At 53.1% G+C, this 17,421-nt stretch carries 16 protein-coding genes, 2 tRNA genes and 1 riboswitch; of the genes, 10 read left to right on the top strand and 8 right to left on the bottom strand.

Annotated features, from left to right (window positions below; genetic code table 11):
• Positions 1 to 70 precede the first annotated feature (70 nt).
• Positions 71 to 1,246, bottom strand: coding sequence for a cysteine desulfurase family protein (locus K1V27_RS13120; RefSeq protein ID WP_258930478.1), 1,176 nt, complete (start codon positions 1,244 to 1,246; stop codon positions 71 to 73).
• A gap of 340 nt (positions 1,247 to 1,586) precedes the next feature.
• Between K1V27_RS13120 and K1V27_RS13115 the strand changes: the two genes are divergently transcribed.
• The gene (locus K1V27_RS13115; protein ID WP_258930477.1) at positions 1,587 to 1,898 is read left to right on the top strand and encodes a hypothetical protein; all 312 of its coding nucleotides are present in this window, start codon (positions 1,587 to 1,589) and stop codon (positions 1,896 to 1,898) included.
• A gap of 127 nt (positions 1,899 to 2,025) precedes the next feature.
• On the opposite strand, the gene polA is transcribed toward K1V27_RS13115, so the two are convergent.
• From polA to K1V27_RS13095, 4 genes are read right to left on the bottom strand one after another with little or no spacing between them, the layout of a single operon-like run.
• Complete coding sequence (gene polA, locus K1V27_RS13110) at positions 2,026 to 4,734, bottom strand: DNA polymerase I (protein ID WP_258930476.1); 2,709 nt, start codon at positions 4,732 to 4,734, stop codon at positions 2,026 to 2,028.
• Positions 4,703 to 5,515 carry a PP-loop family protein gene (locus tag K1V27_RS13105; RefSeq protein WP_258930475.1) on the bottom strand — a complete coding sequence of 271 codons (813 nt, stop codon included), beginning with the start codon at positions 5,513 to 5,515 and terminating at the stop codon, positions 4,703 to 4,705. Before K1V27_RS13105 ends, polA begins: the two co-directional genes overlap by 32 nt.
• Before the next feature lie 39 nt (positions 5,516 to 5,554).
• The gene (locus K1V27_RS13100) at positions 5,555 to 6,754 is read right to left on the bottom strand and encodes a hypothetical protein (protein ID WP_258930474.1); all 1,200 of its coding nucleotides are present in this window, start codon (positions 6,752 to 6,754) and stop codon (positions 5,555 to 5,557) included.
• Between the two features lie 57 nt (positions 6,755 to 6,811).
• Entirely contained in the window at positions 6,812 to 7,639 is an 828-nt protein-coding gene (locus K1V27_RS13095) for an AAA family ATPase (protein WP_258930473.1), read from the bottom strand.
• Between the two features lie 334 nt (positions 7,640 to 7,973).
• Between K1V27_RS13095 and K1V27_RS13090 the strand changes: the two genes are divergently transcribed.
• Positions 7,974 to 8,050: transfer RNA gene (locus K1V27_RS13090), tRNA-Arg, on the top strand.
• 17 nt (positions 8,051 to 8,067) lie between these two features.
• Positions 8,068 to 8,143, top strand: a tRNA-Lys gene (locus tag K1V27_RS13085).
• Between the two features lie 601 nt (positions 8,144 to 8,744).
• Here K1V27_RS13085 and K1V27_RS13080 read toward each other — a convergent pair.
• Complete coding sequence (locus tag K1V27_RS13080) at positions 8,745 to 10,028, bottom strand: ISNCY family transposase (protein WP_435051665.1); 1,284 nt, start codon at positions 10,026 to 10,028, stop codon at positions 8,745 to 8,747.
• A gap of 341 nt (positions 10,029 to 10,369) precedes the next feature.
• Positions 10,370 to 10,464, top strand: a riboswitch (cyclic di-GMP riboswitch).
• A gap of 232 nt (positions 10,465 to 10,696) precedes the next feature.
• On the opposite strand from K1V27_RS13080, the gene K1V27_RS13075 reads away from it, so the two are divergent.
• Positions 10,697 to 11,761: a hypothetical protein gene (locus tag K1V27_RS13075; protein WP_258930472.1), complete on the top strand. Its 1,065-nt coding sequence runs from the start codon at positions 10,697 to 10,699 to the stop codon at positions 11,759 to 11,761.
• A gap of 368 nt (positions 11,762 to 12,129) precedes the next feature.
• Here the strand turns inward: K1V27_RS13075 and K1V27_RS22820 are convergent, their stop codons facing one another.
• Both K1V27_RS22820 and K1V27_RS13070 read right to left on the bottom strand, forming a co-directional pair.
• Positions 12,130 to 12,357, bottom strand: a complete 228-nt coding sequence (locus K1V27_RS22820; protein ID WP_353740576.1) for a type II toxin-antitoxin system RelE/ParE family toxin — start codon at positions 12,355 to 12,357, stop codon at positions 12,130 to 12,132.
• Positions 12,317 to 12,745: a CopG family ribbon-helix-helix protein gene (locus K1V27_RS13070; RefSeq protein WP_258930471.1), complete on the bottom strand. Its 429-nt coding sequence runs from the start codon at positions 12,743 to 12,745 to the stop codon at positions 12,317 to 12,319. Before K1V27_RS13070 ends, K1V27_RS22820 begins: the two co-directional genes overlap by 41 nt.
• Before the next feature lie 83 nt (positions 12,746 to 12,828).
• Between K1V27_RS13070 and K1V27_RS13065 the strand changes: the two genes are divergently transcribed.
• From K1V27_RS13065 to K1V27_RS13045, 6 genes are all read left to right on the top strand, one after another.
• Positions 12,829 to 13,278, top strand: a complete 450-nt coding sequence (locus K1V27_RS13065; protein ID WP_258930470.1) for a cupin domain-containing protein — start codon at positions 12,829 to 12,831, stop codon at positions 13,276 to 13,278.
• Positions 13,279 to 13,431: 153 nt separating this feature from the next.
• Entirely contained in the window at positions 13,432 to 13,932 is a 501-nt protein-coding gene (locus K1V27_RS13060; protein WP_258930469.1) for a GFA family protein, read from the top strand.
• A 200-nt stretch (positions 13,933 to 14,132) separates the two neighbouring features.
• Entirely contained in the window at positions 14,133 to 14,822 is a 690-nt protein-coding gene (locus K1V27_RS13055) for an isochorismatase family protein (RefSeq protein ID WP_258930467.1), read from the top strand.
• Between the two features lie 1,046 nt (positions 14,823 to 15,868).
• Complete coding sequence (locus tag K1V27_RS13050) at positions 15,869 to 16,060, top strand: type II toxin-antitoxin system HicB family antitoxin (protein ID WP_258930466.1); 192 nt, start codon at positions 15,869 to 15,871, stop codon at positions 16,058 to 16,060.
• On the top strand, positions 16,057 to 16,239 hold the full coding sequence (locus tag K1V27_RS22815) for a type II toxin-antitoxin system HicA family toxin (RefSeq protein WP_353740575.1): 183 nt from the start codon (positions 16,057 to 16,059) through the stop codon (positions 16,237 to 16,239). The genes K1V27_RS13050 and K1V27_RS22815 overlap by 4 nt, the downstream gene beginning before the upstream one ends.
• 763 nt (positions 16,240 to 17,002) lie before the next feature.
• A complete protein-coding gene (locus tag K1V27_RS13045; protein WP_258930465.1) occupies positions 17,003 to 17,392 on the top strand; it encodes an SRPBCC family protein in 390 nt (129 codons plus the stop codon).
• Positions 17,393 to 17,421: the final 29 nt, after the last annotated feature.

Here is a 17,421-nt window from a genome sequence, read left to right as displayed (position 1 = left end):
AATCGTTTATTCCAACTGGTTGCGGACAAGGCGGCGGCGCGAATCCGCGCTCCGTTCGCTGTCTGCTGAACTATGCTTTGTGCTGCCCGTATAAAGGCGACATGGCCCGCAACATGGTCACCACCTGGGACAAGGTGTCCACCGACTTGTGAATCTCCTCTTCCGTGTTCTCCTGGTCCATGGTGAATAAGAGCGTTCCTATTGCCCCGTCGCCCAGCGCTCCCATGGCTTCCAACACATGCGACGCCTTGGCGGTGATCGACATACAGGCGGAAGCGCCGGCAACGCTGATCCCGCGCATGTCCATGTGGAGCAGCAAGGCTTCTCCTTCGACGTAACTGATGGACACGTTGACCAGTCCCGGCAAATGGTTGTTCGGATCGCCGTTGAACCTGACCTCATCAATCCGATCCGATATCTCACGCATCAAGAGCTTCTCCAATCGGTGACAGGTATGGGTCCGCTCCTCCAGGGCCGCCATGGTCAGTTCCGCCGCTTTTCCCATCCCCACAATACCGGCAACGTTCTCGGTTCCCGTGCGCCGTCCGTCCTCCTGACCGCCCCCATGAAACAGGGGCCAGAGTTGCACGCCTTTTCTGCAGAAAAGCGCAGCCGCACCCTTGGGTCCCCCGAACTGATTCGCCGAGAGGCTCAACAAATCCACTCCCAACTCGCCCACATTCACCGGAATACGTCCGGTGGCGGCGACCGCATCGGTGTGCAGCAGGATGCCGCCTGCACGCGTGCATCGAGCGATTTCAGCCAGAGGCTGAATGGTTCCCACTTCGTTGTTGGCCAGCATGACGGAAACCACAGCCGTGTCGGGTCGCAGGGCCCCGCGTACCGCATCGGGATCTACTCTGCCCAGAGCGTCAACCGGTACCAAGCTGATGGCGAAGCCAAACTGCTCCAGAGCCTTGGCGGCATACATCACCGAATAATGTTCTATTGAAGAGATAACCAAATGCTTTTTCTCATGAATCTGGTTGAGCGCCGCTCCCTTCAGTGCCAGATTATTGGATTCGGTGCCGCATGAGGTGAAAATGATTTCTTCTGTTTCGGCCCCTATCAAACGAGCTACCTGCTCCCGGCTTCGAAACAGGGCGTCCTGGGGAACTTCGCCGTGATGGTGGATGCTCGCCGGGTTCCCGAAATGTTCTTCCAGGAAAGGCAACATGGCCTGCAATACTTCAGGTTTGATGGGTGTCCCGGCGATATGATCCAGGTAAATCCGTTGTTTTGTCATCAAAAAAGACCCTCCGCTCAAGGTACAACATCTGATCATTGACATTCAAATGGTGCGGTGATGGCGCATGGTGAAAAAATTTGGAACTGGTCTTTATACTTTTGATCGAGCTCTGCAGTCAACAGAAAAGACTTGTGCAGCTCGCCCCCAAGAGCCATCTTCACCGATCAGGCTTGAATTTCTCCTTGCAATCTTCCAAGGGCCATGCTAAGAGGTATGCGAATTTTTTCTCTTATTATCCTCTCGTCTCACTATGCAATCAACGGGAGAACAGAATATGTATATATGTAGAAGGGTATAAGCGTACTCGAATCGCCAATCTGGACAAGGAGGAAAGATCATGAAGGTGTTTATCGGTGGAATTGCAGCGGCATTCTTGGGAATCATCGGGATCTTCGTTTTTTTTGGTCCCTTCCTGTATCTGCTCGCGGGTGCTGTGCCTCTAATGCTGTTGCTCGGTGGTGCCATGGCAGCCTACTTAGGATATGACGAGGTGAAAGATAAGCTTCCTCTGAAAAAGAAAGAAGTGGAGGAAGTTGCCAGCCAAGCTGAAAGCAAGCTCAAGGAAGAAGCCGAAAAATATAAGCAGGAAGTCGATAAGTTAAAGGCCGAGTTGGAGAAAGCCAAATCGGAGAGCAGCAAGGAAGAATAAGCTCGCCCGCCATTGCGTATGCTGAAAACACCAAAGCCGCCTGCCAGCAGGCGGCTTTGGTGTTTGTGCCTGGTTCCAGCCCTTTTACCGTCATTCTCCGCCGCCCTCCGCCGCCTGGCTGCCATCCTCAGGCATGCGCTTCCGCCCAGTTTTCCCCCCAACCCATTTCGACGGTGAGAGGTACGGAAAGGGGCCAGACCTGCTCCATTCTCTCCCTGATCAATTCACGCGCGTCATCCAGCTCTTTCACCGGGACTTCGAACAGCAGCTCGTCGTGCACCTGCAGCAGCATTGCCGTGTTCAGCCTGGCCTGATGCAGGGCGCCTTCGACATCGATCATCGCTTTTTTGATGAGATCGGCGGCCGTCCCCTGAATCGGAGTGTTGATGGCCAGGCGTTCCCCTTGCTGCCGCACGTTGCGGTTGCGGCTGTGTAATTCCGGGACGGCCCGCTTTCTTCCGAGCAATGTTTCCGTATATCCCGCCTTGCGTGCCGTCTCAATGGAGGCGTCAATAAACTGCTTTACCCCGCGATACCTTTCGAAATAGCGGTCAATGGCCGCCTTTGCCATGGTGTTGCTGATGTAGAGCCGCTGTGCCAGTCCGAAGGGGCCCATGCCGTAAATGATGCCGAAGTTGATGGTTTTGGCCTGGCGGCGCATTTCCGGGGTGACCTCCAGTGGGGGTATGCCGAACATTTCCGCCGCCGTTCGCCGGTGGACGTCGGCATTTTCACGAAATGCCTGGACAAGATGCTCGTCCTGGCTGTAGTGGGCCAGAATCCTCAATTCGATTTGCGAATAATCGACCGACAGCAGGCAACAGTCGGGCGATGCGATAAACGCTTCACGAATTTTTTTCCCCTCTTCCGAACGGATAGGGATGTTCTGCAGATTCGGGTCCGAGCTGCTGAGCCGTCCCGTTGCCGTCACCGTTTGATTGAAGGAGGTATGAATCCTTCCGGTTTGGGGATGGATCAGCTTGGCCAGGGCATCGGCATACGTTCCCTTGAGCTTGGCGAGGCTCCGGTAGGCCAGCACGTGCTCAGCTATGGGATGTTCCAGCGCCAGTTGTTCCAACACATTGACATCGGTCGAAGGACCCGTCTTGGTTTTCTTGATTACGCGCAGCCCGAGCTTGTCAAACAGAATCTGGGCCAGCTGTTTGGGCGATTGGATATTGAATTCCTCTCCGGCGAGCTCATAGATGCGGGCGGTCTGCTGGTCCATGGATTTTTCCAGCTCGATGGAGAGAGACTCCAGCTTGTTTGAGTCCACCAGAATTCCCCGATGTTCCATGCCTGCGAGAATCTCGATGAGCGGCAGTTCGAGAGTTTCATAAAGAGTGACCAGGCCGGAGTCGGCCAGCTTTTGCTTTAATACGGGCATCAAGCGCCAGGCGATGTTGGCATCCCCGCAGGCGTATTCGGCCGCCTGGGTCACGTCCACCTGCTGAAATCCGATCTGATTTTTGCCTTTGCCCGTCAGGTCCGTATAAGTGAGCATCCCCTCACCCAGATGCTCTGCAGCGATCCGTTCGAGCCGGTGGGAACGTTTTTCCGGGTCCAGCAGATAACTGGCCACCATGGTATCAAAGGCGATCCCCCTGAAGTCGATGCCATGCTGCTTGAAAACGACCCATTCGTATTTGGCGTTCTGTCCGATTTTGCCGAAACTGTCCCGGGACAGCAAAGGTTCGAGTGCTCTCAGCACCCTTTCCCGGGAGAGCTGCTGATCACTGTTGGGACCCTCGTGGGCGACCGGCACGTAGTACGCTGAGTCATCCTCCCAGCAGAGGGCCACCCCCACTATCTTCGCGAGCATTGGGTCCTGCGAGGTGGTCTCGAGGTCTATGGAAAACTCTTTGTGGCGTTTCAGCCGAACAATCAGGTCATCGAAATCTTGTTGACTCGATACAAGGCGGTTGTCGATTTGCGCCTTGTTCGTCTCTTCAGCCACCGGGCCAATGTCGCTGTGTTCCTGGCGCAGCGCATCAATGAGCGTTTTGAAATCGAGCTCGTCGTACAACCGGGCAAGGTCGGCAAGCGACGTCGGCTGTCTGGCAAAATCAGCCAGTCCGCGCTCGATGACGACATCCCTCTTGAACCCCACCAGTTTGCGGGACAAATAGGCCGCCTCTCGATGTTCCAGCAGTTTTTTCCGCACCGAAGGGGGAGTGACGTCTTCGATGTGAGAGTAGATTTCCTCCAGCGAATCCCACTGCTCGAGCAACGCGCGCGCCGTTTTTTCGCCCACTCCTTTGACCCCCGGAATATTGTCCGAACTGTCTCCCATCAGTGCGAGAAAATCCTTCATCTGCCGGGGCGTCACCCCGTAGCGCTCGGCTACTTCCCGCTCACGGAACACCTTATCCTTCTGCGGGTCCCACTGGCGTATGTGGGGATCTTGAATCAACTGCATGAGGTCTTTGTCCGCCGATACGATCACCACGTCCAGGTCCTGATCGCGGCTCCATCGCGTCAGAGTGGCGATCAGATCGTCCGCTTCGCAGCCTTCCAGTTCCATTTGAGGGATGCCGTGATAGTGCACCAGATCCTTGATATAGGGGATTTGCACGGTGAGATCTTCGGGCATCTTCTGCCGGTTGGCCTTGTAATCGGCGAAAATCTCGCTGCGAAAAGTCGGGCCGGGAGCGTCAAAGACCACGCACACATAGTCCGGGTCTTCATCGCGCAGCACCTTCAGGATCATCTGATTGAAGCCGTAGACGGCCTGGGTGGGCATGCCCTTGGCGTTGGTCAGCCGCCCTATGGCGTAAAACGCCCGGTAGATATAGGAGCTGCCGTCAATAAGGTAAAATGTCTTGTTCTGGCCCATGATCATTGTCTCGTCTCGATTCCGAAGGATTTCCGGAATCGTCTATTGGGGGTTGGAGGGCAGGGGGAAGGTAATCCAGGTTCACATGACTCATGGCGTGAAAAATGTTGCCGCGCACCTTGCGATTGCTGCGGTACAGAGTGGTCAGAAGAGAACGGATCTGTTGCCGCTTGTTGTTGTTCATCGACGGGCAGCAGTTGGCAAGGACGGGCAACGAAAGCTGTCTGCAGAGACGTTCCACTTTTGCAGCGGGTACCAGTGCGAGAGGTCGAATGACGCTGATCTCGCCTCCGAAGAACGGCTGCCTGGGCATCATGGAAGCGGTTTGGCCGCCATAGCAAATGTTGATGAAAAAGGTTTCAATGAAATCATCCTGATTGTGCCCGAGGGCGATCTTGCCGCAGCCCAATTCCTGAGCCTTGCGAAATAAGGAGGTCCGGCGCAGGCGTGCACACAAAAAACAGGGATTTTCCCGGTTCTCGTCGCTGTGCGCCCTGATGCCGTGATCCGTTCGAACGATCTCATAGTCAAATTGTTCTTTTTGCAGGAATGCTTCGAGTTGCTCCGCCGCTGCACCATCAAAGCCGGGATCGATGTGAATCGCCACCAGCCGATAATCGATGGGGATCCGTTTGAGCCGCTCGCGCAGCAGCCAGAGCAACAGCATGCTGTCTTTGCCGCCGGAAACGGCAACGGCGATCCTGTCGCCATCCTCGATCAATTGGTAATGGTGCACCGCCCGGCCGAGCAGACGACGAACTTCCTGGTTGATGTAGGCCATGTGAGCGTCGCTTCCCTTCCCCGAATCCATCCACGCGCGTCAACGGCGGTCGAAATCCTGCCCTTGAAGGTTGAGGTAGCTTACGGCGTTCTTGATGCCCGCCAGGGTCAGGTCCTCCATGGGAAAAATGCGCTGTATGTGCGGGATGCTGACACTTTCCCGCGACCAGCGATAGCGCGGAATGGGGTTCAGCCAGATGCTGACGGGATAGGCGGTGCGCAGCTCCTGCAGCCACTCATAGCCGGGTTTGCGCACGCTGGTCATGATATCGAGGGAGCCGTGCGCAGCCATGAGCTCCGATGGAGCCATATTGGCGTCGCCGATGACAATCAGCCGGGTGGACTGGCCCTCGCTTGTCAGCTTTTCCCATTTGATCGGCCGGGTCCGCCGAACATCCTGGTAAACCGCCCCGTAGATGCAATTGTGAAAGTAATAGTAGCTCACATCATTGAACGCATCGCGGATCTTGTTGAAAACGGTCTTGACCAGATCCACGTAAGGGGTCATGGAATACCCGCCATTGTCCAGGAGTATGATCAATTTGATGCGATTGCGCAGTTCACGCCCGAAAACCAGTTCGATTTCTCCCCCATTCCTGGCCGTACGGGCAATGGTTTCATCGATGTTGAGCTCCGTTTCAGGGCCGGCGGGGCGCAGACTTTTAAGGGAAGTCAGGACCTGCCGCAGATTTTCCGTCGCAAGAGTCCGCGTTTCGCTGTAATTGATGTAGCGCCTCTCGCCGATGACCTTCTGCGCGGTGCCGTGGACGCTTTCCCCATACACCCGAATGCCTCCCCCCTGCAGGCCGCTGTGGCCGTATGCCGACCTTCCCCGCGTGCCCACCCAGGTGTGGCCGCCTTCGTGACGGCCCTGCTGCGCCATGACCGTTTCATAAAAACGGGCGAGCAGTTCCTCGTTGTCCAGTTGGCGGATCTCTTCCGGGGAGAGTTGACCGGTCTCGATTTGTTCCCGCAGCCATTCCTGAAACGGTTTTCCGCCCAGCAGTTGTTCCCAGTCGGTGATGCGCCGGGCCGCATCGCCCCCCATGAAGTAGGCGGCGAAAACCTGCTCGAAGGTGTCGTAGAATTCCACTCGCTTGACAAAGATGAGTCGAGCGAGCAGGAAGAGCCGATCCACATCGGGTGCCAGGCCACGCTGCAGAGCCCGATAAAGCTCCAGAACATATTGCACACTCACCGGTATGCCGGCTTCTCTCAGCTGATAAACAAACCCAATCATGCCAACCTTCGCGTCATGCCCTCAATGGCTCCATCTTCTTGCGGCGCGGCATCTCCCTCAAAACCGTCCCGTCTTGCTGCTTCCCTTGAACTTCAGAAGGTCCTGGGTGCGCTTGAGCAGGCTGCCGATATAGGGGATATCTCGTCCTGCACCGGGGCTGCGCAGGTCTGCCTGTTTGAGCGCTCCGACCCAGTCGAGCAATTCGGCGGTTGCCGGCGGCTTCTCGAAAGGCTGATCGCGCAGCCGGTAAAAGGTGGTCAAACACGTTTCCACGAAGGGCTCGGGAAGTTCCGGGAAGTGCAGCGAAACGATCATGCTCATCTCTTCCGCGGAAGGGAAGGGGATGTAATGGCAGAAGCAGCGCCGCAGAAATGGATCAGACAGTTCCCGCTTGGCGTTGCTGGTGATGATGATGATGGGCTTCACCCGGGCGGAGACCTTGTGGTTGATCTCCCGGATGATGAAGGCGCCGTCCTCGAGGACATCCAACAAGTTGTCCTGGGTGTCCGAGTCCGTCTTATCGATTTCGTCCAGCAGAAGGACTCTCCGGTCTTCCGCCAGAAAGGCCCTTCCGATGGGGCCGAAGCGAAGATAATCCCAGATGTCGTTCACATTGCGGCCGGTATCGCCGCAGCCAAAGCGTGAGTCGTTCAGGCGCAGCACCGTATCGTAAACGTAGCACAATTCTTCGCCTTTGAAAGTTGACTTGCAGCGGGCTTCCTCCATTTGCAATCCGAGAGCGCGGCAAATTTCAAAAGCGAGCTGGGTCTTGCCCGTTCCCGCTTCTCCGGACAATAGCAAAGGCTTTTCCATGGCGATGGCCATATTGACAATTTCACCGAGTTCCGGGGAGAGGTAGTAGCGGTCAGTTCCATCAAATCGCATCGCAGTTCTCCATAGGGATTGAAAAATCCAGTCGTAATTCTTGCCGGAGTGTCAGGGGCGCCGTTTGACGAGGGCGGTGCACGCCCGTTGACCTCAGTGCACGGTACAGCGCAATCCATAAGAGCGCTGCTGCTCCCCGCGGGGCCTTTGCGCACTCGGTGGACAAGCACCCAAAGGCCGATCCTGAACCAACTCCGGTCTGTTCATGATAGTCAAAACAGAACCCGTTGGCAATAAAGAGGCTGAATTGAAACCGGGTGAAGGTGCAAAAAGCGCTTGACAGCTGAGCGTCTCCTGGTATAAGGAACAGGCTTTGTTCGACCCAGAAGGTTATGCGCCCGTAGCTCAGTTGGATAGAGCGTCGGACTTCGAATCCGCAGGTCGCAGGTTCGAATCCTGCCGGGCGTACCAACGATCCAGCCGCGAATGGGCCGTTAGCTCAATTGGTAGAGCAGCTGACTCTTAATCAGGAGGTTCGGGGTTCGAGTCCCTGACGGCCCACCAAGAACATCAAGGACTTACAGAGAATTTCTGTGGGTCCTTTTTGCTTTCTGCTAACCTATTGCGAACCTGACGCGGCATTGCCAACAGCTGCTGACTATCAGCAATATGCAAGCCCCATAGTCATGACCCTGCGCCTGCTCAGCCATCTTTACAAGGTCATCCACGCTGTATCGAACGAGCCTGCCTACCTTGTGATACCTGGGGCCTTGCCCTGGGCGCGCCAGTTAGCAAGCGTTTTTTGATTTATGCCCAATATTTCCTCAGCCTCGGAAGGGGTCAAAAACCTTTTCATCATTTGCGTATTACCTCCTTCCCTGATCGATAGGTTTCATGGCTTTATAAGCCGCCTGTTTAACCTTCTATCTGTCCAATTTTTGAAAGGTCTGTCAACCGCTGCATCCATTTTCTTATCAACACTTTAAGTAATCCAGCAATTCTCATTTTGGGTTTTGTCGAGTTTTTCGCACTTGCTCCCAGGTGATGCGAGGGCAAAGATATAGCCTGCGTCTTCTGGTAAGACGTTTCCGAGTTCAATCTTGTCTGTAGTTCGTGTTGCGGGCGGGCAATATACGCTGAAGATGTCCTCTCTACAATCCATCGCTTATCCAGGTGCAGCGCGCGTAAGGCCCTTTAGCATAAAGTCCAGGAGGTGTTGCCAGCTATCAAAACAAATGTAGCGGGTCAAGGCCCGTAGGTCATCGAAGAATGTCTTGCGTGACGGTAGAATCTTTCGAAGCCGCTGGTAGTCTTGGTCGGTCCATTCCAAGACGGTATGGAACAAAAAGGCCAGCAGGTTGAAGGCGACCAGCAGTGAGGACAGGTGCTGCTTGCCGTGTCCGTAATTGTGTTCGAGATTGTAGCCTTTGGTCTTCAGCGTATTATTGTTCTCATTTTCTACTTTCCAGCGGCTGCGGCCACCGGCGACAAGGATCTCCACATTATGATCGGTAATCTTAAAATTGGTGGCAAAGGCATTTTTGTAGAGCACTTGACCGTCTTCTTTGGAAATGGTCAACTCCATCCAGTTGACTGTCAATGCATCTTCGGTGTCGCGCAGAGGCACGTCGTTGGCGTATTTATAGGTGTAGATCTCCCGCTGCTTCCCATTCCAACGGGTGATAACAAATTGGTTGAGGTCTCCATGCTGCTCCAGCAGTTCCACCCATCGATAAAGGCTTTTATGCGAATCGGGCTTGCACACAAACAAGAAGTTGAACCCCTTGGAGAGAACCAGCCGGCACATTGGTTGACGACAATAGAGGTCGTCGCCCAGAATAGTTACAGCAATTTTACGGAATTTATCGCCGTGCTTTTCCAGCCACCGCTTAGCGGCATTGGTTTCACAGTCCTGTTTGTCACTGCCATCTTGAGGGACAACGAATTCAGGAGCCAGGGAAATCGCCACGTTGTGGGCAGGGTTTACGATCACCGGTGTAATGGCACTATGATGATAGGTTACCGAACCATCTTTGCGCATAGTGGTTGAACAATTCGGGCAATGAATCTTCTTGGATGAAAAATGGTAGGTACCATCAAAGGCCATCGCCAAATTGTCCCGGTACCAGAGCATAGGCGAGAGCAGATTCTGCGTTTTAAGAGTTTCGAACACATTGTCAAAGACCTGCGAAAGATATGATGGAGCAACTGGGTCAAGCATGTCTCGGATGTGGTTATCGGAAGGAATTTGTTGGATACCAAAAATAGTTTGAGTATTGTCTCTACCGGTGCGTTGGCGCATTGCTTTTTGATGTGCGAGGAATGAAGGATTCTGAGTGTAGAACACGGAAAACGCGGCCATACCAATGTCTTGCATGCTATAGGTGGTATTGTTGCCGGTTCGCTGATCCGGGAAGTGATCAATGGCGGCTCGCAGAAAGCTCAACAACGTCTCCAATTTAACCGGTTTATTGGACATCTCCCCTCCAGTCCTGCTGCAAATTGTTATGGGCCTAAAAACAGTCCAAATAACAATTGCATACACGACTATGGGCGTGCTGTCCAGGACAAAATCTTCAAAATGAGAATTGCTGTAAGTAATCATTCTCTACTTGACAGAGGATATACCGATCAACTAACTTGAGTTAAGTCTTATGTAAATCCGCTGGTTTAAAATTTGTTCACCCAACTCACAAAGCCCACTTTTGGGGGATAGTTTTACCCAGTTTGGGGGGAAGCTATGCAAATGGGCCTATGTAGGGTTCCCATCTAGCAATTGGAGATTCTTCTCAAAGAGGAGGCCAAACTAGTTGCAAGGCGAGGGCGGAAAGCCAAGGGTCCTGGAACATTCGGATAGGCTTTCAACGGCTAGCCGGGTTCCTGTTACGACAGCGTTAAAGTGGGAACAGGTACTCTTTGGCCATGGTAAGGCCAACGATGAATACGAAAACACGAAAACTTATTTGTGTTTGAAGACCAGCAGAGAGCTCCCTGAATCATAATGGACTCTATAAGACAAATTAGCATGCGTGAATGGAGGGGATGATGCCTCATTTGGCTTGGGCGGCCTGGGTGCACCGGCTCGACAATATGGGAAATTAAAAAGGAGGCAAAGAGATGAAGAAAAGTATTTTGGCTTGTTTTCTGATGCTGCTATTCTTGTCGGGAGTGGCTTTTGCGGAGTTTGAATTTAATCAGCGGGGTGATAATCAAACAGATAGTCTTGGATATTATTACGGCATAACTGGGGGATTGTTTCCTACTGGAGCAACACCAAATGGAGACAATGCCACCGGAGGGACGTTTCGATACTTGCTAGATGATCCGGATTGGGGGGCATATCCCCTCAACCAGTGGAATAAAGATGACTGGTTCCCGGAAAATGCCGGGTTGGCATTGACATTAAAATATGGTGATACCGTAATCTACGACAATAACGGTATTGAGGACGGCAGCGGTGCAGGATTGTATGATTACAGCAACTCTCCTAACTACTTCCCGCTTCTTTATCGCGGTTATTGCATGGTCAACAACTTCGACTGGATCTACGCAACATATTTTAAGTTAGAGAATGAGACAACCTTCGATACGATTATCGGTTACTTCGATCCGACAGCCGCAACTGACCAGAATGACCCTTCAATAACCTACCAGTTTGATCCGAATTCTCCATCGATAGGCTATCATATGTCAATATGGACAGCTTATAAGGATATGCCAGAGACGTCTCCAGAGAGTTGGTTGCCAACCGTACCTAGTTTCACGGGCGATGCATTTGATTCATTGCTCTACCACGGAACATTCAGCGTTTCCGAAACCGGTGTCAATCGAGTATTCCCCTCGGGAATGCAAAGGGCACCTGATCCCATATGGCGCTTGGTTTATAAGCTTGATTGGCCAATCACCTTGCCGGCCGGAGTATACTTTTTCAGTCATAATGCAGTAGTTTTGAAAGAGGTTATATTTGGACAGTGCAGTACGGGTATCATGCTTTTCCCTTCCGAAGCTCTATCTTTGTCAGATTCGCTTGAAGGATGTGCCGCTGGGGTCAAGAATCACGGGCAATACGTCAAGTGTGTGAGCAAAGTAACGGGCAACGCCGTTAGCGAGGGCATCATTACCGGAGCCGAAAAAGGAACAATACAATCTTGTGCCGCCCAATCGAGTGTGGGAAAGAAATAAAGAATAAGATGTTATGCATGTAGCCTAAAACCGCTGGAAAGGGCTTTCAAGGACTTTTCAGCGGAGCTATAAATCCAGCAATACAGCCTTTTCATCCCAAAGCTTGATAAACCACACTTTTAGGACATGCTCGTAGCCATCAATCCATATGGCCTTTATTTTAGCGGTAGGTCGTGGCCAACGTTAAGCAAGAAGTTGCAAATATCATTTTCAATCTGGATAAACACTTGCATTAATGCGCCTTAAGAAAAATGCTTTGGCGGGGTCTTTCAACCAGCCGCAAAAAAATCCTTCGAGCTTGCTCCAAATTCGATGCTGATTGGCACTCGGAGAAGGGCGGAGAGTTTCAGAGGTTGCCCCTTCAGATCTCATGGACGAGTGTTGTCACGATATCGGCAAATCAACGTTTCTTTGGGGAGAATGGCACGGTCGACCAGCCACCGGGGAGGATTTGGATGGGTGACCAACTGCTCTACTGCACGCACAACCATCAGAACTATTCCCACAGCGGCCTTCGGATTATCGCGCGCAGTGTAGGCTTCTAGACTCTCCAGGCTAAGGCTGGCGCTCTTGGTCCACCGTATTCGCCTTGGCAAGCCTCCTCTCCCACTGCTGCACTACCACATCATGCTCTACGAACTTACCAGTCTCGGCTTCTTCGATGCCCTGCAAGATTTGGTCTATTTGCCAGGCTTGCACATCCAAATCATTGCCAATAGCCTCCGCAGCTAAAAATGATCGACTGCGAGCGGTGGCCTTTGCCAGTCTATTCAAGCCGTTCTTTAATTTCTTCGTCGATGCGGATGGGCACCACCCGGGACATTTTGCTCCCTCCATCATCACTGTGCCGACCCCCGCCGCTACGGGATCCGAAATGAACAGTGGGGCGGTTATCAGCAATGATCCCTGAAACAAATATTGACTTTGCGCCAAGCGCTTCGCAGCAGGGATATGATCTGCAATTATTGACTGCAGCCGCACCATCGCTTGCTACGGATAGAGCATGACCTTATTTTGAAAGGTGCTAAGATTCTCATAGCTGTAACTTAACCACAAGGATGATAGAAATGTCATCTAGTCATGAAGGCATCATACTTGGTGCAGGCGAAGGCAAGACCATCTCGGTGTTGAGGGATTCCTATACCTATAAGGCAGCCAAGGAGGAAACCGGCGGCGCTTACGCTCTCATCGAGGGTGAGGTCGTAGGTGACGGGCCTCCCCCTCACATCCACGCTGCCGAAGAAGAGGCCTTTTATGTTCTAGAGGGTGAACTCAACGTCCTGGTTGGGGAGCGCACTGTCACAGCCACGGCTGGAGCTTTTGTGCTCGTACCACGAGGCACGGTCCACACCTTCTCAAAAAAAGCCGGGACGGCTTCAGCCAAGATATTGATTATCATTTCCCCGGCAGGCTTCGAGAAATTCTTTGAGGAGATCGCAGGACCGCCTGACCTGGAGAAGCTCATGGCCCTCGCTGCAAAGTATAATTTGAAAATCGCGGGGCAACCACAGGCGTAGGGCGAGAAATCACCACCACCGGGTGCAGATGCGATTGGAAGCGGTCAAGTGCACAGCGGTTCACTCGCCCTACGGCGATTTCAACGACATTCCATCGATGCGCCGGGGGTATTAGCCGGCGAGGATTTACAAGGAGTTTTAGCGGGATTGAGGATGCTTTCCACAGGAAACCGATACGGACTCGAATATGCATCCGTTGATGATGCGGAGTTTATCCCCAAGTACCGAGCCGCCTGCTTTTGTGGGAGTGTTCGCTACGAGGTGAGTGCTGATCCCGTGGATGCGAAAATTTGTCACTGCCGGACGTGCCAGAAACTGCACGGCGCCCCAATGCAGTGGGCCGCCATCTTTCACAAGCGTCATGTGAGGTTCACCGCCGGCTTGAATCATCTGCGTTTTTTCAATAGTGAGCAAGGAGTGCATGAACGCATCCTGCCCTGCAAGGTCAGCTGCAGCAGGTGCGGCACTTTGATTGCCGATGAAGGTCGCAGGATGTGGCTTGCCTTTCCCACGCTGTTTGATTTTGGGTCTCGTACCAACATGCCGGATTCATTCAAACCAACCTGCCATATTTTCTATGGCATGCGGGTGGTCGACCTCTGGGATGATCTGCCCAAGTGGTCCGGGCACAAGAACCATTCCACTCGGCTATGAAGCGTAGCGAACATCGGGTTCAGCTCATAAAATCATTCAAGCCGACTGCGAGATAGCTGGTGGCTTCTCATCGGGGTCATTCGGCGTGCCGGCTTAATACTTTGTTCTGCGCGACTGCGTCGCGATCAGCCAACTTGGTCCGTAGCGGGTCAGGCAAAACACGTCAACAAAAACGATCCCTGTTTCATAAGGAGAAAAACATGCAAAATATCAACAAGTGGATGATTGACCCAAACGACGCCGTGATGCTCCTGATAGACCATCAGAGTGGGCTGTTCCAACTGGTCAAGGATATCGACCTTCCCGTCCTTCGCTCCAATGTTACCGCGCTTGCGAAGGTGGCCCGGCTCGCCAAGATTCCGACCATCACCACGGCCTCGGTCCCTGATGGTCCGAACGGTCCTCTCATCCCCGAGATCCACCAGTGCAACCCCGAAGCGGTTTATGTCCCACGCACCGGTCAGATCAACGCATGGGACAACCCAGCGTGGGTCGCGGCCATCGAGAAAACCAAACGCAAGACCCTCCTGATCGCTGGCACCCTGACCAGCGTCTGCATGGCCTTTCCCGCGCTCAGCGCCGTCGAGGCCGGATACAAGGTCTTTTGCATCGTCGATGCGTCTGGCAATTGGTCCAAAATGGCGACCGATCTCACTATTGCCCGCATTGTTCAGGCCGGTGCGATGCCCATTGACACGTTTGCTGTCCTCACCGAACTCCAGAGCACATGGAACCGTCCCGATGCGATGGAGTTCGCGGCGATATTTGCCGACCATGTGATCCCGGGGTATCGGGCCTTGATGGAAAGCTACCACAAGGCGCAAGACGTGCAGAAAGTGGGGCACGAGACGCAGCTCGAAAAGTTGGGAGCGGCGACGGCAAAGATGTGATAAGCTGATAGGCAATCGCTTTTTTGAGCTTTTTTGATAGCAGGTGTTGGTGGTACTGTGAAGGGCCAGGCAAGGCCATTTTTGTGCGGATTTCATGGTGAGCAATGACAAACGGCGCCACGGTGTGGCACCGTGGCGGTTGTATGATCGGCATATTTCGACGCAGATCGAGTTTCGCACATGTTTTCTGGTTTGCGGAGGAGTTGAAAGAGGGTGTTTGACCGCGTTTGCGGGCAGACTACTCCTGTGGTGGCCGGTCAGGGATTTGTCCAGCGTCCTGGTTTAGTGGTATCCGTAGGCGGGCTCTTCATATCCGGGCCAGTCACGCCTTGGCGTAACCAGGACCTTGGAGCGGAAGATCTCCTCCCGTTGTTTGAGGTCGCTTTTAGGAAGACAGTAGAAGGTCCCGTTTGGGCGAAACAGTCCGTCGGCGACCACGCCAAGGGCATGACATGGAGGTGTGGCTGAAACCGGGTATAATCCCCGAGGGTATGGATGACCATAATCATGCCCAGGATGCCGTCATCGACGCTTAATCCCGCTACAGCGGGATTCGAAAGAAGATATCCAGGAAATCCTTCGTGCAAGTCTGCGCATTGCAAGTATTCCTCGACCACCTCATCCCTCACGCCCACGGCGTGACCGGAAGAACCCATACTGCTTCTCGTCACGCCTCAGCGTGACTCGTCATAGCCGTCCCGCCATCGGCGGGATTGAAATCTTCATAGTGATTGTGCAATATCTTCCGCAAGGCGGAATCGGTCGGCTCTTTTGGGTGATAGACCGGCATATGGGCAGGCATAACAGACCCTTTGCACAGCGAAGGAGCTCACTGTTGCGCAACACCGATGCATGATGCGCGTAGCACGTCCAGCCGGCGGCTGAGCTTAAAGCGCACGCCGGTGAGGAGCATCCCTGGGCGTTTTACTTGGAAACATAATGAGCTTTGGCGATTGGAAGGGTTATCGTTGAAATGAGAACCGCTCGAAAACCACGGGTTACATGAGCATATTAAGAGAACAATTCAAACACACAAGGAAATTGACATGAGCAAGCGCTTCACCATGGTCTACTGGAAAGGGGAAAAATTCTGGTTGGGAAAACTCCTTGAACACCCGGAGATCATGACCCAAGGAGAAACCTTGGAGGAATTAGAGGAAAATATGAAGGATGCCTATAGGATGATGGTCATGGAGGATGTTCCCGATGACTACCAAACCAAAGATATCGTGGTATGAAACGTAGTGAATTAATCCGCCGACTGAGGGAAGCAGGTTGCTTTTTGCATCGTCATGGTGCAAATCACGACATCTACCTCAATCCGGCAACCGGTCAAAAGCAGCCTGTCCCTCGACATACTGAGATCGATGACGTTCTTGCAAAGCACATAAACAAGCACCTCAGCGTGCTCAAATGAATAGAAGTATATGGTATATGGGTATATGTCACTGCCCATGAAATTATGCGTTTGTTTGGGTTCTTGAGCGTGACAGGGTACTTTTATGACACGACAAGCGCGCAGGAATGCGTCAATTTCAAAGACTATGCGCCGTTTGCTGACAATCCATGCGGTTCACTGCGATCGGCGGCATCGCCTCTCAGGGCATCTATCTCGAAACCGCTACAAATCGATCCCATGCCAGGAAGATCCTCATGTTTTCGAATTTGTCCGCTATGTTCACCTGAAACCTTGTTCGAACAAAAACTATTTCTCACTTCAGCGAACTCGATTATTATCCTTATTATGGGCACAGCCGTCTGATAGGGAGGATAGATGACGGCCGACACCCGCGGTGGGAAGACCATTGGGGTTGACTCAAACGGCGGTCAGTGGGCCTGTTCGGAGAGGGAAAGACATTGCAAAGGGGCTGGGAATATCCCTCACAGTCAAGAGAAACGCGTCATTTCATGGACGTCCCCCCTCCATATCGTTCTCCCTTTAGCCCTTTATTGACAAACACCGTGACGCATCAAGGCGACCATTCACGGTCCTGGATTGCACCGCCAAGGTGGGATGATAGACATATAACTTGAGAAAACAGCGGCGTCCAATGACAATTTGCTTAAGTCGGCCTGCAAGTCCGAAACGCGTCTCCGCCAACTTGCCCATGCTGGAACAGTTGAGTTATGAAGAATGAAATGATGCGGCGGTCACCGGAGGTTTATAGGAGATATCGCTCATGGAGCGCAGGTTCGTTGAGGTAGTCCGAAAAATCTCAGCATCACCGGAGGCCGTCTGGGAAATAACAACCGATACCTGGCGCTGGCCAGAATGGGGACCTTCCATCGTCCATGTGCAATGCTCGGAAAGGTACATAAAAGCAGGATCCGCGGGGCGGGTCAAAACGATATTCGGATTGTGGCTGCCATTTGTCATTACCGATTTTGAACACGGCAGGCGCTGGTCCTGGCTGGTTGCGGGGATCCAAGCGACGGGCCACCGGGTAGAGCCTATCGGAGTTCACCGCTGCCGCCTCGTCTTCGAAGTGCCTCGGCTCGCCTTTCCCTACGTCGTGATATGCCAGCTGGCCGAACGTCGAATCGCTGGAATATTGGAGAAGCAGGAATGAAAAATAAGGAGCGAATGGGACGTTCTTGA

The organism is Desulfoferrobacter suflitae, from assembly GCF_022603395.1.
GTDB lineage: Bacteria > Desulfobacterota > Syntrophobacteria > Syntrophobacterales > Syntrophobacteraceae > Desulfoferrobacter > Desulfoferrobacter suflitae.
The sequence above is the reverse complement of the archived record's forward strand: the minus strand, read 5'-3'. Positions and strand labels throughout refer to the sequence as shown.